Source organism: Bacillus sp. FSL W8-0640, assembly GCF_038007725.1.
GTDB classification, from domain to species: domain Bacteria; phylum Bacillota; class Bacilli; order Bacillales; family Bacillaceae_G; genus Bacillus_A; species Bacillus_A cereus.
In genome coordinates this window covers 1,260,359-1,275,173 of sequence record NZ_JBBOXT010000001.1, presented here as the reverse complement: position 1 = coordinate 1,275,173, position 14,815 = coordinate 1,260,359, and the positions used below count along the sequence as shown (strand labels likewise).

Here is a 14,815-nt window from a genome sequence, read left to right as displayed (position 1 = left end):
TTACAGCGCTTTTTCTTTTTCCTTTCTTCCTCGCAATGTCCAGAAAAAATTCCATTATACTACCTTTTGTAAACGTTTTCTTAATGTATGTATGTCCTTTTTGTGAAACATTGCACAAACTTATTGAAAGTAAGAACAATTCCATGTACTTTATTCATATAAGGAGTATTTATAGAAGATTTACTAAAGGAGCGTATTACTCATGCTAGAACAAGGACTAGATTATGTTGTCAAACTGGCTAAAAGCAAAAAGAAAATACTAGATACAAACCCAATGCAATATTTCATTCGTGCTGCACTTGCTGGTATTTATATCGGTTTTATTATTGTACTATGTTTTAAATTAGGTAACTTTTTTCACATTGCAGATTCACCAGCAACTTATTTAGCCGCTTCTATGTTTTTCGGGATTGCTCTCGTACTTATTATATATGGCGGTGCTGAATTGTTTACTGGGAACACAATGTACTTTACTGTCGCAACTTTAAGAAAAGAAACAACGATTTCTGATACACTTCGTAACTGGGTTGCTTGTTATGCAGGTAACTTAGCCGGCGCATTATTCTTTGCCTTACTATTTTACGCAACTGGAATTTTTGAAGCAATTGATCACGGTCACTTAATGAGTAAAGTCGTTGAAGGAAAGATGAATACACCTACGATGCAGTTATTCTTTAAAGCCATTTTATGTAACTGGCTCGTATGTCTTGCTTGCTTCTTACCTTCTCAGGTTAAAGGTGACACAGCAAAAATAATGGTCATGATGCTACTTGTTTTCACATTCTTCTTATCTGGTTACGAACATAGTATTGCAAACTTATCACTCTTTGCTTTATCTTTAGTTTCACCGCATCCTGAGACAATTTCTTTTTCAGGTGCTATTCATAACTTAATTCCTGTTACAATTGGTAACATTATTGGCGGATCAGTATTTGTCGGTATGGTATACCACTACTTAACAAAGAAAACGCCTGAAGTTCAACAGGAAGAAACTGAAATCGCAACAGCTCAACAAGAAGAGATTATTCCTTTACAAGCCCATATGAAACATTAAAAACTCCAAAGTTTTACTTTGGAGTTTTTAGCTTCCCACGTATTTAATAACAAGGTGAGGAGTAATTTCTCCTTCTTCCTTTCCCTTATCCATTCTCTGTTTCATCTTGTGCATACCGATGACATCATTCGTATGAAAGTGAATTTCATTTACATATAACCCCTCTGTACAAAAAGCTTCTACAAAATCTAGTCCATTTTTCGCTCCCCATCCCATATTAAAATCAAGAGAAAGAATATTCACATCATAATCCCGAACCATTTGCAAAGCACATTCTACTGTAGTTGCGGGCACATACCCGAACGGGCAACTTCTTTGATCATCCATATATACGTTCATTTTCGATTCCCTCTCTAATTTGAATATGCGGCCAATACATAACATATTGCCCCGAGACTAATAAAAGGACCAAATGGAATTGGCTTTCGTACTTCTATACGTTTTAATCCGATACCAATCCCGAAAAAACAAAGACTAAAACAAGATGCTAAAAATAAAACGATAAAAACTCCTTTCACTCCTACTATAAATCCAAGTAACGAAAGTAGTTTTATATCTCCTCCGCCAAGCCCTTCTGGATATATCTTTTGCATGCAATATAACAAAATAAATATAACACCACTACCAGCTATACTATCTGTCCAAGTAACTAATTGTACAAAAACACTTTCGAGAATGAGTAAAAAGGCAAACGAAATTAAAATACAATCAGGAATTAACATATATAAGTAATCTGTAACTGAAATAATAAGAAGTAGCGAAAAAAGGGATAAAATAATAATAAGCTCTCGTTCTATTCCAATCATATACACTGTAAGAAGAAATATACCTCCTGTTATACATTCAAATGCTACATACATAATTGGAATTTTCCTCTTACAATTCGTACAACAGCCTCTTTGTATATAAAATGAAATGATGGGGATTAGTTCTTTTGTCCTTAGCACATATTTGCAATAATCACAATGTGAACGCGGGGTAATAATAGAAGCACCTAATGGAACCCTCATCGCAACTAGCATAAAAAAAGAACCAAACACCATCCCTGCTAACAGTGCATATAAATAAGTGAACATCCCTTCCTCTCCTTTCCCAAAAAACATAGCAAAAAAAGGAGAGAACTTCTACTTCATATTATCCTTTATTCTACTAAAAAGCAGGCCATTTCCAGGCCTGCTTTCCCCTCTTTTATACGATGAAATAAACTGCTTTTAATGGTCCATGTACTCCGACAACAAGATTCATCTCGATGTCAGCCGAGTTACTTGGCCCTGTAATAAAGTTAATACAAGATGCCGCTGTCTCCCCATTTTCTACGCGTGAGTTCATATCCTGAACTGCTTGTGTAATACGAGGCACAAGTGTTTCACGTGGAATAATAGCAAAATATACAGTCGGTAAAAAGTGTAAAGAACGCCCTTGACCTTTATGACTTTGTACAACAATTGTACCAGATTCAGCTAATGTATAATCACTAAATGCAATACCAATATTCGCTTTTTCAGCTAAACGCATATTTTCGTCTTTTCTCTCTGGATCCCATACATTTACTTCAACATCTCGTTTTGGAAGTTCTTCTTTAAATAAAGATGTTAAACCATATGCATCAAAACGCGCATCTGCTGATAATAAAATAGGTCCCCCGCCGTTTTCCATGATTACTTTTTGAAGGTCTTCACCTAAACGGTCGTTTGTCGTTTCTACTACAGTTGTATGAATGTTTGTACATTGCTCTTTAAACACTTCTAGTAATTCTTCTTGTGAATAATCTTTTAACGTTTCTATATTCACATTACTTTTCCATACTGGACGCTCTACACCTTCTGTTTTACGCGCGCGCCCAAGTTCTTTTGCAATGTTATCTAGAAAGGCATCACGGTTTTGAATTAATCCTGTCATTATTTATCCCCGCCTTTCTTATGATCTTTATACCAATCACGGAATCGTTCTTTACTTGGAGCTGGAAATTCACGAATATCCGTCCAGTTTTTAAGTGGTCCAACACCTTTTGATACACGATTACCAGATGTAAATGGACTCATTGCCGCTGGTGCCATTTTTGAACCCATTTTATATAAAGCAGCTGAAGAAGCACCCATACTAAACATTTTCATAGCCAGTTTTTCTGCAAGTGGTGCACGACCTTCTTGCTCAACGATGACTTGACGATGTTTTAATAATAAATCATGCAATGGAATTTTTACTGGACAAGCTTCTGTACATGCTCCGCATAAACTAGATGCATAAGGAAGCTCTTTGTAATCATCATATCCACCTAGAAGCGGTGTTAATACCGCACCGATTGGTCCTGAGTAAATCGATCCATATGAATGTCCACCAACGTGACGATATACAGGACATACATTAACACAAGCAGCGCAACGAATACATTGTAATACTGAACGGAATTCAGATCCAAGAATTTGAGAGCGACCATTATCAACAACAACTAAATGAAATTCTTCAGGTCCATCAACTTCCTCTTCTTGAATTGGCCCCGCTACTGTTACATAACTTGTTAATTTTTGACCTACTGCACTACGACATAGTAAACCAACTAAAACATCTAATTCTTCCATTGTCGGAACCATACGTTCCATACCCATTACCGCTATTTGTGTTTTAGGAATTGACATAACAAGATCTGCATTACCTTCATTCGTTACTAAACAAAGAGAGCCAGTATTTGCAACAGCAAAGTTACAACCAGTTACACCAATTTCTGCATCCATAAATTTCTCACGAAGTTGTTTACGAACAAACTTTGTCATTTCATACGGGTCATCAGAATTTTCATAGCCTAGCTTTTCTTTAAATACGTCGCGAATTTGCGTTCTATTTTTATGAAGTGCAGGTGCAATAATATGTGAAGGTGGATCGTTATCTACTTGCAAGATATACTCTCCTAAGTCACTCTCTAACACTTCACAGCCAATCTCTTCAAGCGCATGGTTCATACTAATTTCTTCTGTTACCATCGACTTTGATTTTACTACCTTTTTTGCCTGCTTCTTTTTTGCAACGTCTTGAATATACTTTGCTGCTTCCTCTTTCGTTTTCGCAAAGTACACGTGTCCGCCTCTTTTTGATACATTTTCACTTAACTGCATTAAGTAATAATCAAGATTTTCTAACGTATGTTGACGAATTTGTTCACCTAGTTCACGCCACTCTTCCCAGTTTCCTAGTTCATCTGCGGCTTTTAAGCGATTCGTATATAAACGCGTTTGTGCAGAAGATACTGCTCCGCGCATAAACGAATCTTGAATTCCATCACCAACGCGATCATTAAATTTTTTCTCACTGATTTTCATAGACATAGCTTATGTTCCCCCTTCATGAGCGACTATTCAGTACCTCAGCAATATGCATTACTTTTACTTCTTTTCCTAAACGCTCAATACGTCCGCCAATGTTTAACAAACACCCACAATCTGCACCAATTAAATAATCTGCACCTGTTTCCATTACACTATCTACTTTTTCGTCTACCATTTGCTCAGAAATTGGAGTCATCTTAACTGAAAACGTTCCCCCAAACCCGCAACAATTTTGCACGTTTGGCAAATCTCTCACAGTTAATCCTTTTACATTTGATAATAAAATTCCTGGTGCTTCTTTTATTCCAAGCATACGTGTCATATGACATGATTTATGAATAGTAGCGACCCCTGGTAAACTTGCACCAACATCAGTAACCTTTAAAACATCCACAATAAACTGTGTAAATTCATAAGTTTTATCAGCAACTTTTTGTGCACGTTTAGCCCACTTTGGATCATCTTTGAAAACATGTGGATACTCATGAAACATTGTCGCACAAGAACCAGATGGCGTAACAATATATTCTGCATCTTCGAAAGTTTCAATCATATGTTTCATTGCTTCTTTTGCTGCTTCTACATGGCCGCTATTATAAGCAGGCTGACCACAACAAACTTGCGCTTCTGGAAATTCAATTTCACAACCTAAACGCTCCAACACTTCAACCGTTGCTTTGCCGACATTTGTTTCAAACATATCGACTAAACAAGTAACAAATAAAGTAACTTTCATAACTATTACTCCCCCTTTTTACAACTTCACCAACAAACATATGGTCATCAGATGACTTAGCAGAGAAGAAATAGGCTCAACATGGCCTATCCTCTCCCTCTTCTAAAGAAAACGCTTACTTAATCTTTCTCTATTTTATCAGAAAATTAAATTTTTAAAAGATTAAATTACGAATTTATATCGTTTTTACCTGTGACAATATGTTCTACATTTGTTAAGTGATCTAGCATTGCTTGCTGCGCTAATTCTACATCTTGTTTTAACACCGCATCATATATAACTTGATGCTCTTCTATAAGTCGTTCTGATGTCGTTTGTTCACCATATAAAATAATGCGTCTTGATTCACCAATCGTTTCAGCAATCATCTCTGAAACATGATTCATGAGTTCAAGCAAAATGCTATTATGCGAAGACTCTGCAATTCCCATATGAAATTGAAAATCGGCTTTTTCGCCAGCCTTTTCATCTCCAATGCTCTTTGCCATTTCATCTAACCAATGTTTCATATTTTGTAAATTATCTTCCGTACGTTTTGCCGCCGCTACTCGAACTGCCCCCACTTCAAGCACCTTTCGTACTTCTAATAAATTCAAAATATCTTCTTTCTTCATTAATAATCTATTGTTTAATGATTTCGTTAATGAAGAAGAATCGAAGTTCTTCACATATGTACCTTCTCCTTGTTTCATCTCAATTAAGCCCATCGCTCTTAGCGCACTTAGCGCTTCACGAACAGCAGATCTGCCAACTTGAAACTGCTCAGCTAATTGATGCACAGGGAGTAGTTTGTCACCAGGTTTTAACGTACCATTTTTAATCATTGTTAAAATAGCTTCAGATACTTCTTCGTAAATTTTTTTCGGTTTAATAGATTTGTACTCCAGTTAAATCACCTCAGTATCTTCCAAACAACAATTGAAACGATTTATAAGAACTTTGCATCATAACTATTTTAGACCGAATTGATAAGAAGTACAAATGTTTTGTTCATAAAATAGTCAAATTTTCGATATTTATTACATATTAATTTATATTTTTACGTATAAAGTGAAACTTTAATCAGTGAGGGTTTTGTTCATCCCCCACTGATTATTAGCCCTCACCAATCGGGCTTTTACGGGCAGCAGTGCCTCCACCTAACTTCTTTGCTTCCGCTGAATTTTGAGGTGAGGGTCTTACTGACCGGAGAATAGCGGGATAAATATTTTCTTCAATATAAAGAACATGCCCTAAAAATTAGAACATGCCCCCCTCATCCTGTACATTCAGTTTAATAATAACCGTTGTTCCCTTATCTTTTTCACTTTCAATTTTCCACTGTCCACCATGTATATGAACAATTTGTTTCACAATAGCAAGGCCTAAACCTGTTCCACCATGTTGACGACTTCTCGCTTTATCAACTCGGTAAAAGCGTTCCCCAAGATTCTCCAAATGCTCTATATCAATGCCAATTCCTGTATCTTTTATTTTTAATTCACAGTAATCATCGATTTGCTCTAAAGTTATAACGATATTTCCTTTTTGATTTGTATACCGTATCGCATTATCTAACACATTATGAAGCACTTGTTGCATACGATCCTCATCAATCATGACAATGACCTCTGGATTTAAATTGGTTGAAATATGAATTTCCTTTTCTATAAACTTAATCTCATACGTATCTAATACGTCTTCAATCAGCTGTGAAAAAACGATAGGTTGCTTCTTTAACGGAAAGTGCTCACCTTCTAATTGTGCTAAGTCTAACAAGTCATGAACGAGACGCTGCATACGACCTGCTTCTTTATGAATTAGCTGAGTTACTTTTTCCTGCTGAGCTCCCTTTGCAACACCATCTAAAATAGCCTCGCTATACCCTTTTATATAACTAAGTGGTGTTCTAAGTTCATGCGAAACATTTGCTAAAAATTCCTTACGCTTTACATCTTCTGTTTCTAATGAATTTGCCATTTTATTAAATGCTTTTCCTAATCGTCCAATTTCATCCTCTGAAGAAACTGTAATCCGCTCCGAAAAATCTCCCGTAGCCAAATGATTTGCAACCCGCTCCATTTGCGAAAGTGGCTTCGTAATTGCAATTATAATTTTTCTTCCAACCCATATCGTAATTAAAATCATAGCAATTGCTAGCGGTGCTAAAATAAGACCCATATCATAGATTAAATCTTTTATACTTTTTAAAGGAATATACAAATAGACAATTCCGACTAATTTTTTATTTTCCAATACAGGAATGACAACCCCCATAATATTACGGTCAAAATGTTCTTCATATCCTATTTTTGTCACAGTTTTCCCATCTAATAGCGTTTGCCTATCTCCTTCACTTATAAGAGAATGATGATGCACATCAAAAGGCAAACATGCGCTTAAATCACGCGGATTAGATACGAAAATAACGTCTGAACTAGATATTTGATCAAACGATCTTACTTTCTCTTCAAAAGTTGATATTCCTTCACGCTTATCATATTGAGCAGCAAGACTTTTCCCTTCCATTACTAACGAAGTTTTTAAATTATCAACGTATAACTTTTCATACGAGTATAAAGATACGAAATAAAGAAAGGACACTGTTACACATACTGCACATACTACTGTAAGCCAAAGTTTTTGTACCATCGTAAACATATGTTACACCTCAAATTTATAGCCTACACCCCAAACAGTTTGAATGTAGTTTCCACTTTCTCCAAGCTTCAAGCGCATCGTTTTCACGTGCGTATCTACTGTTCTTGTACTTCCGGCATAATCATATCCCCATACCTTTTCAAGTAATTGCTCCCGGCTAAATACTTGTCCTGTATGCTGACAAAGAAAATATAGTAAATCAAACTCTTTTACAGTAAGAGAAATCGACTCACCATTCGCCTCAATTCGTCTGCTTTTTTCATTGATAAGAATTGGTCCAAATTGAATCTCTTCTTGCTGTTCTTGCTTTGTATATCTTCTTAGTACAGCTTCCATACGGGCAACCAATTCACCAGGACTAAACGGTTTTACAATATAATCATCTGCTCCCATACGTAAGCCATTCACCCTATTCCACTCTTCACCTTTTGCGGTTAAAAATATAATCGGCACATCTGACGTTTTTCTAATTTCTTTACAAACTGAAAGTCCATCCATTTCTGGCATCATTATATCTAATACAACGAAATCATAATGATCCGTTTCTAGTTTTTTAAGAGCCTCTTTTCCGTTTTCAGCTTCTCCCCACTCATATCCAAAGTTATCCAAATACATTCCAACAAGCTGCCTCATATCACTTTCATCATCTACAACTAGCACTCTATATTTATTCATTGTCCTTCCCTTCCCTCTCTATGAGTTGAAACGGTCCTTTTCCGACTTTAATTGTTTGTTTTATTTTCATACTCTTCATATCCATGACGCACACTTCATCACTATCATAACTTGCTACATATCCTTCTGCTCCGCTTTTCAAAAATGCAAATGGATTTGAGCCTATTTCAACGGAAGCTACCTCTTTATACGTACTAATATCAAATTTTCTAAGCATATTCGAACCGTGGCTTAATGCATATACGTACTTATTATCTTTCGTTATGTTCACAGGCATAAATGGAGCGTGTAAAGAACGTACCATTTCACCGCTCTGTAAAGAATACACTAATACTTTCTCATTCACTTGATTTCCATCACCATGCCCGCCAATCCATATTTCTTTCCCATCAGGACTAATCGTCGCTCCTGTTGATGCTGGCGGAATCATAAAGGATTGAACAACTTCTTTTTTCTTCGTATCAATTGTCGTTAGTTTCGTATCATAAAAGTTTAGTACAGATAACCGATTCTGATACTCTACCATCGTTATAGGCCCTTTTCCTGTTGAAACATTTCCTGTCTCTTTCCCATTTATCGTAAAGAACCTTACCTTTTGAACATTTTGATCAGCAGCAAATAATTGTTTTTTATCTGCTGATACGACCACATTTACAATGCCCTTTCCAGTTTTATATTTTTCCACTTGCCTTCCTTCCGCTAGTGAATATACATACATATATTCTAATTGCTTACCGTATACAAGTATTTCATCGCCATTTGGAAGCAGTGTGATTCCGGCCATTGGCTCATTTAGTTCCCATGTCGTAATTAACTTTTTATCCTTTTTATCAATAAAACTAATACTGCCTTCTTTTATATTCGTAGTTATAATAACATTTTTATCTTTAGCAATTGGTGTATATGAACTTCCTTGACACCCTACTAATAGAAATAAAAAACAGAGAAGAAAAACATACTTTCTCAAAAGATTCCCTCCATCTTCAGATGATTTCGTTATAATTGTAAAATAACAAATAAATGTGTGGAAAGTGTGAAATTCCCCTTTCTTACTCAATTTACATATATAATGTACAACAAATAGAATTTGAGGTGTGTCAATTATGCTATTTCCTGATTTAGCGAATAAAATTGTACGAGAAGTACGCAGACTAATTACAGAAAATATAATTATCATTAATATAGAAGGCGTTATTATCGCAAGTACAGATACAGAAAGAATTGGCCAATTTCATGAAGGTGCACTCCGCTGCGCTAAACAAAAGAAAACCGTCATCATTACAAAAGAAGATGAAAGGCGATTGCAAGGTGTAAAGGCTGGGATGAATCTTCCTCTATTATTTCATGATGAAGTAATCGGTGTCATTGGGATTACCGGAGAACCTGAAAATATTTCACGCTACGGAGAAATATTGCGTAAGATGACCGAATTATTAATTCATGAAAACTACTTTTTAGAGCAATTAGAACTTGAGCACCGTTCTTATGAAGCTTTTGTCTTTGATTGGCTTCAAAATACAGAGTGGTCCCCGAGTTTTCTTGATCGTGCCAAAACACTTGGCATTGATTTATATAAGAAAAAACAACTTGTTTTGTTTTCTATTGGCAAAAATGACACAATGCTCCAGCGTAAAATATGGCAACATGTACGAAATATTTTAACAAAAGAGCATCTATTTGTTCGCTGGGGAAATGATCGTTTTATTTTATTTACAGCGATGAGCTCCAAAGAACAAACTTATCAGTTTTTAAAACGGTTAAAACAAGACTGCGAAGCTTTATTTTCTATTCCTTTATATATCGGGATTGGGCAAACAGTTACCCCAAACAATATGAACATATGTTACGAACAAGCATTACGTGCTCTTTCTGTATCATTGGAAACGAAAAAAATTGTATTTAATGAAGATTTACGTTTAGAAATGTGTTTACAAGATATTTCTGTCGAAACGCGTGAACAATTTCTAGAGCGTACCATCGAAAGCTTACTATCATCTCCTGAGCTTATGCACACTTTACGCTTATTTATCGATTATAACCAATCTTATAAACAGACAGCTAAACAATTACATATACACATTAACACCTTACATTATAGGCTAAAAAAGATTGAAGAACATACAGGACTTGATCCAAAACAATTCAGAGACTTAAACGTTTTATACTTCGCCCTCCTCCTATTAGATAATTATACAAAAAAGAACGATAAAACAGATTAATCTTTAGATGATTATACATAGAAAGAATCCCTCGACTTTTTTATCATTATAATGAAAGCACTGTTACCACGTTGTTTATTATAACTAAACACGTTAACAGTTTGAGGGGGATTTCCAATGTTAGAAAAACAAATTATTCATTCATTCGTATCTATTGTTGGCGAAGATAATGTAGATACATCCAATATGGGGCGTTTAACTTATAGTTATGATGCCACTCCAAACTTCCAAGCAATGCCTGATGCAGTCATTGCTCCTCGTAATACAAATGAAGTAGCTGAAGTGTTAAAAGTATGTAACACTTACAAAATTCCTGTGTATGTGCGCGGGTCTGGAACAAATCTTTGCGCAGGAACATGTCCACTTGAAGGCGGTATCGTCCTTATTTTCCGCCATATGAACAATATTTTAGAAATTGATGAAGAAAACTTAACAATTACTGTACAAGCTGGTGTCATTACACTTGATATTATTAAAGCGGTAGAAGAAAAAGGTTTATTTTATCCACCAGATCCAAGCTCGATGAAAATTTCTACAATCGGCGGTAATATTAATGAAAACTCAGGTGGATTACGCGGTTTGAAATATGGCGTAACACGTGATTATGTAATGGGGCTTGAACTTGTCTTACCAAATGGTGATATTATTCGCACTGGTGGTAAATTAGCAAAAGATGTAGCTGGTTACGATTTAACTCGTTTATTTATCGGTTCTGAAGGAACACTTGGCGTGGTAACAGAAGCCATATTAAAACTTGTTCCTATGCCTGAAACAAAGAAAACAATGCTTGCATTATATGAAGATATTAATGAAGCTGCACGTGCTGTTTCTTCTATTATTGCAAATAAAATCATTCCAGCAACACTGGAGTTTTTAGACCAACCGACAATTGAAGTAGTAGAAGAGTTTGCACAAATCGGTTTACCTACAGATGTAAAAGCAATTTTATTAATCGAACAAGACGGTCCACCCGAAGTAGTCAATCGAGATATTGAAAAAATGGCTAACGTTTGTCACTCTATGAATGCAGTTGATGTTCGCGTTGCAAAAGATGAGACGGAAGCAGATGCGCTTCGTACCGCTCGTCGTAGTGCCTTATCAGCGCTCGCACGATTAAAACCTACTACAATATTAGAAGATGCAACTGTACCACGTTCACAAATAGCTCCAATGGTTGAAGCTATTAATACCATTGCAAAAAAATATAATATTCCTATTTGTACGTTTGGACACGCTGGTGATGGTAACTTACATCCAACTTGTATGACAGACGCTCGTAATGCAGAAGAAATGCACCGAGCTGAACAAGCTTTTGCTGAAATATTTGCGAAAGCAATTGAACTTGGTGGCACAATTACTGGTGAACATGGTGTTGGTGCGATGAAAGCTCCATATTTAGAAATGAAATTAGGTAAGGAAGGTATTGCAGCTATGCAAGGAATAAAGCAAGCTTTCGATCCAAATAACATTATGAATCCTGGAAAAATGTTTGCGAAAGACACTCGAAAAAGAGTGGTGGTTGAGCGATGACGACATTGAATAAAGAAAATATTCAAAAAGAATTTAAAGAACGATTAAGTGAAGATGAATTACTAAACTGTATGCGATGCGGTTTTTGTTTACCTACTTGTCCTACCTACATTCAATCCGGATATAAAGAGTCACATTCACCGCGCGGACGTATCGCATTAATGAAAGCTGTCGTTGATGGTTTAATCGAACCAGATGAAGATGTTGAGAATACATTAAACGTTTGTCTTGGTTGCCGTGCTTGTGAGCCTGTTTGTCCATCTGGTGTAAATTATGGCCATTTATTAGAAGAAGCTCGTGATATTATTAATCAAAATAAAAAATTCTCGGTGCCAGTGAAAGCTGTTCGAAAAGTCGTTTTTGAAGGATTATTCCCCCATCAAAATCGAATGAGAACATTAACTGGACTAATCGGATTTTATCAACGTTCTGGTTTACAAACGCTAACACATAAAACAGGGATTATGAAGTTATTCCCTGAAACACTTGCAACGATGGATCTCGTTTTACCAAAAGTCCCTAAAATGAAAGCGATGAAAGATCGTCCTTCATTTTTACCTGCAGAAAGTACAAAGAAAAAACAAGTTGCATTCTTCACAGGCTGCTTAATGGATACGATGTTTTTAGAAACAAATAACGCAACGATGAAACTTCTTCAACTAGCTGGTTGTGATATCGTTATTCCAAAAACACAAAGTTGCTGCGGTGCATTACATGGACATGCTGGTGAAAAGAGTGGAGCAAAAGAATTAGCAAAGCGAAATATAAAAGCATTCGAAGATTTAAACATCGACTATATTATTACCAATGCAGGTGGTTGCGGGGCTTATCTTGTAGACTATGATTATCTTTTAAAGGATGATCCGGATTGGGCTGAACGTGCTAAGCAGTTTGTTTCTAAGATTAAAGATATTACTGCTATACTAGTAGAACTAGACTTCCATAAGCGAACTGACTTACGACTCACGCCGCAAGTTATTACGTATCAAGACTCTTGTCATTTACGCAATGTTATGCGCACATCTTCTGAACCTCGTATGTTACTAGAGGCTATCCAAGGTGCAACATATCGAGAAATGAAAGATGCCGATCGTTGCTGTGGCTCTGCTGGTATTTACAATATTGTTCATTCAGAGTTATCAATGGAATTTCTAGATTACAAAATGGACCGTGTGCATGAAACAGAAGCAGCAACCATTGTTACTGCAAATCCAGGTTGTTTATTACAAATGAAATTGGGCATTGAGCGAGAAGGGCTTTCTCATAAAATGAGAGGAATTCACATTGTGGATTTATTATTAGAAGCAATTGAAACTAACTCGTAACATACGTAATAATAGGAAAACGGCTATCTCCTTCGTCTATGTAAAGAGATAGCCGCTTTTTTGTCTGCTACAACATTAAAAATATGTTACTTTATTATAAAAAAGAACAACAGAAACATTACAGTTTTGTAAAAATCAATCCATTATATTCCTCAAAAAATCGTTCAAACCATTGATACAATAGGATTCTTCATTTTCTATTTAGGTAACTTTATCCAAAAACCCCCTCTTAAAACCAAGTATAAAAACACTATAAATTCCTTTTATACTCTATATTTCTCTTATTTTTGCTCCCTTCTTCTCTTAGGATAAATTAGGTAATTTTAAAGTCTATGAATTTTTTTCCATCTTTTTTCTCGCAAATTGTATGCTACGATGAATTTGTCAGTCAGACAGGCTGTCAAAAACAAATCGTGTGAAAACAAATTAAAACTTTATATAGGGGGACACACATCATGAAAAAACGTGTTTTATTATCTGTAGCTGCTGCAACAGCTCTTACTTTAGGAGTATCTTCTCTAGATGCACAAGCTGCAACAGTACAACCATCTAACGTAAAGGTTCAAAATATTCAGCATTCAAAAGTGATGATGAAACAAATGAGCCAACAAGAATTACAAGCATTCTTACAATCTATGGGAGTTGAATCATTAGCACAATGGCAACAAGGAAACTTCCAACCAAACTGCTTCATTCCTGGTCAACAACCTACTGAAAATGTTGTAACTGAGCAACCAACAGCTAAGCCAGAAACTCAAAAGCCAGTTGAACAAAAACCAGCCGAGCAAAAGCCTGCTGAAGAAGTTCAAAAACCAGAAGCTCAAAAGCCTGCTGAAAACAACAATACTCAAAAACCTGCTGAACAAAAACCTGCTGAGCAAAAGCCTGCTGAAGAAGCAAAATCTTTAAGTGAGTTCGAACAACGTGTTGTTGAATTAACAAACGCTGAGCGTGCAAAACAAGGCTTACCAGCACTAAAAATCGATACTGAATTAAGCAAAGTAGCACGTATTAAGTCTGAAGATATGCAAAAAAACAACTACTTTGATCATAACAGCCCTACATACGGATCTCCGTTTGATATGATGAAGAAATTTGGTATTTCTTATACATCTGCAGGTGAAAACATCGCTCAAGGCCAACGTACACCTGAAGAAGTAGTACAAGCTTGGATGAACAGCGCTGGACACCGTGCAAACATTTTAAATAACGGCTTCACTCACATCGGTGTTGGTTATGTAGAAAGCGGCAACTACTGGACACAACAATTTATTACGAAGTAAATAGATTAAAAGAGTCTTCTCATAATGAGAAGA

Annotated in this window: 14 protein-coding genes; 5 read left to right on the top strand and 9 right to left on the bottom strand. The window is 36.0% G+C overall.

The features are described 5' to 3' along the window. Window positions 1–202 precede the first annotated feature (202 nt). A complete protein-coding gene (locus N2V80_RS06625) occupies window positions 203–1,054 on the top strand; it encodes a formate/nitrite transporter family protein (protein ID WP_000893027.1) in 852 nt (283 codons plus the stop codon). A gap of 27 nt (window positions 1,055–1,081) precedes the next feature. On the opposite strand, the gene N2V80_RS06620 is transcribed toward N2V80_RS06625, so the two are convergent. From N2V80_RS06620 to N2V80_RS06580, 9 genes are all read right to left on the bottom strand, one after another. After that, window positions 1,082–1,393 carry a cyclic-phosphate processing receiver domain-containing protein gene (locus N2V80_RS06620; RefSeq protein WP_001103760.1) on the bottom strand — a complete coding sequence of 104 codons (312 nt, stop codon included), beginning with the start codon at window positions 1,391–1,393 and terminating at the stop codon, window positions 1,082–1,084. A 14-nt stretch (window positions 1,394–1,407) separates the two neighbouring features. Beyond that, complete coding sequence (locus tag N2V80_RS06615) at window positions 1,408–2,130, bottom strand: prepilin peptidase (RefSeq protein WP_000495716.1); 723 nt, start codon at window positions 2,128–2,130, stop codon at window positions 1,408–1,410. A gap of 112 nt (window positions 2,131–2,242) precedes the next feature. Next, window positions 2,243–2,953, bottom strand: coding sequence for a LutC/YkgG family protein (locus N2V80_RS06610; protein WP_000147183.1), 711 nt, complete (start codon window positions 2,951–2,953; stop codon window positions 2,243–2,245). Beyond that, window positions 2,953–4,374: a LutB/LldF family L-lactate oxidation iron-sulfur protein gene (locus N2V80_RS06605; protein ID WP_000061930.1), complete on the bottom strand. Its 1,422-nt coding sequence runs from the start codon at window positions 4,372–4,374 to the stop codon at window positions 2,953–2,955. The genes N2V80_RS06610 and N2V80_RS06605 overlap by 1 nt, the downstream gene beginning before the upstream one ends. A gap of 16 nt (window positions 4,375–4,390) precedes the next feature. After that, window positions 4,391–5,110, bottom strand: a complete 720-nt coding sequence (locus N2V80_RS06600) for a (Fe-S)-binding protein (protein ID WP_000869150.1) — start codon at window positions 5,108–5,110, stop codon at window positions 4,391–4,393. A 167-nt stretch (window positions 5,111–5,277) separates the two neighbouring features. After that, window positions 5,278–5,967, bottom strand: a complete 690-nt coding sequence (locus N2V80_RS06595; RefSeq protein ID WP_254904472.1) for a FadR/GntR family transcriptional regulator — start codon at window positions 5,965–5,967, stop codon at window positions 5,278–5,280. A 382-nt stretch (window positions 5,968–6,349) separates the two neighbouring features. Next, entirely contained in the window at window positions 6,350–7,750 is a 1,401-nt protein-coding gene (locus tag N2V80_RS06590; protein WP_061654696.1) for a sensor histidine kinase, read from the bottom strand. A 3-nt stretch (window positions 7,751–7,753) separates the two neighbouring features. Further along, on the bottom strand, window positions 7,754–8,425 hold the full coding sequence (locus tag N2V80_RS06585; RefSeq protein ID WP_001046400.1) for a response regulator transcription factor: 672 nt from the start codon (window positions 8,423–8,425) through the stop codon (window positions 7,754–7,756). Further along, complete coding sequence (locus tag N2V80_RS06580; RefSeq protein ID WP_001234146.1) at window positions 8,418–9,392, bottom strand: YncE family protein; 975 nt, start codon at window positions 9,390–9,392, stop codon at window positions 8,418–8,420. The genes N2V80_RS06585 and N2V80_RS06580 overlap by 8 nt, the downstream gene beginning before the upstream one ends. Window positions 9,393–9,519: 127 nt before the next feature. Between N2V80_RS06580 and N2V80_RS06575 the strand changes: the two genes are divergently transcribed. The 4 genes from N2V80_RS06575 to N2V80_RS06560 all read left to right on the top strand — a co-directional run bounded on the left by N2V80_RS06575 (window position 9,520) and on the right by N2V80_RS06560 (window position 14,782). After that, window positions 9,520–10,644: a CdaR family transcriptional regulator gene (locus tag N2V80_RS06575; protein ID WP_140159926.1), complete on the top strand. Its 1,125-nt coding sequence runs from the start codon at window positions 9,520–9,522 to the stop codon at window positions 10,642–10,644. Between the two features lie 117 nt (window positions 10,645–10,761). Further along, the gene (glcD, locus tag N2V80_RS06570) at window positions 10,762–12,174 is read left to right on the top strand and encodes a glycolate oxidase subunit GlcD (protein WP_053513372.1); all 1,413 of its coding nucleotides are present in this window, start codon (window positions 10,762–10,764) and stop codon (window positions 12,172–12,174) included. After that, window positions 12,171–13,499 (top strand): (Fe-S)-binding protein, encoded by a 1,329-nt coding sequence (locus tag N2V80_RS06565; RefSeq protein WP_000209649.1) that lies wholly within the window; start codon window positions 12,171–12,173, stop codon window positions 13,497–13,499. The genes glcD and N2V80_RS06565 overlap by 4 nt, the downstream gene beginning before the upstream one ends. A gap of 455 nt (window positions 13,500–13,954) precedes the next feature. Further along, window positions 13,955–14,782: a CAP domain-containing protein gene (locus N2V80_RS06560; RefSeq protein ID WP_000747596.1), complete on the top strand. Its 828-nt coding sequence runs from the start codon at window positions 13,955–13,957 to the stop codon at window positions 14,780–14,782. Window positions 14,783–14,815: the final 33 nt, after the last annotated feature.

What these genes read in the sequence shown, in the direction of transcription:
- N2V80_RS06590 (WP_061654696.1), bottom strand. Translation starts at nt 7,750, where the DNA reads ATGTTTACGATGGTACAAAAACTTTGGCTTACAGTAGTATGTGCAGTA.
- N2V80_RS06615 (WP_000495716.1), bottom strand. Translation starts at nt 2,130, where the DNA reads ATGTTCACTTATTTATATGCACTGTTAGCAGGGATGGTGTTTGGTTCT.
- N2V80_RS06620 (WP_001103760.1), bottom strand. Translation starts at nt 1,393, where the DNA reads ATGAACGTATATATGGATGATCAAAGAAGTTGCCCGTTCGGGTATGTG.
- N2V80_RS06600 (WP_000869150.1), bottom strand. Translation starts at nt 5,110, where the DNA reads ATGAAAGTTACTTTATTTGTTACTTGTTTAGTCGATATGTTTGAAACA.
- N2V80_RS06610 (WP_000147183.1), bottom strand. Translation starts at nt 2,953, where the DNA reads ATGACAGGATTAATTCAAAACCGTGATGCCTTTCTAGATAACATTGCA.
- N2V80_RS06605 (WP_000061930.1), bottom strand. Translation starts at nt 4,374, where the DNA reads ATGTCTATGAAAATCAGTGAGAAAAAATTTAATGATCGCGTTGGTGAT.
- N2V80_RS06560 (WP_000747596.1), top strand. Translation starts at nt 13,955, where the DNA reads ATGAAAAAACGTGTTTTATTATCTGTAGCTGCTGCAACAGCTCTTACT.
- glcD (WP_053513372.1), top strand. Translation starts at nt 10,762, where the DNA reads ATGTTAGAAAAACAAATTATTCATTCATTCGTATCTATTGTTGGCGAA.
- N2V80_RS06565 (WP_000209649.1), top strand. Translation starts at nt 12,171, where the DNA reads ATGACGACATTGAATAAAGAAAATATTCAAAAAGAATTTAAAGAACGA.
- N2V80_RS06625 (WP_000893027.1), top strand. Translation starts at nt 203, where the DNA reads ATGCTAGAACAAGGACTAGATTATGTTGTCAAACTGGCTAAAAGCAAA.
- N2V80_RS06585 (WP_001046400.1), bottom strand. Translation starts at nt 8,425, where the DNA reads ATGAATAAATATAGAGTGCTAGTTGTAGATGATGAAAGTGATATGAGG.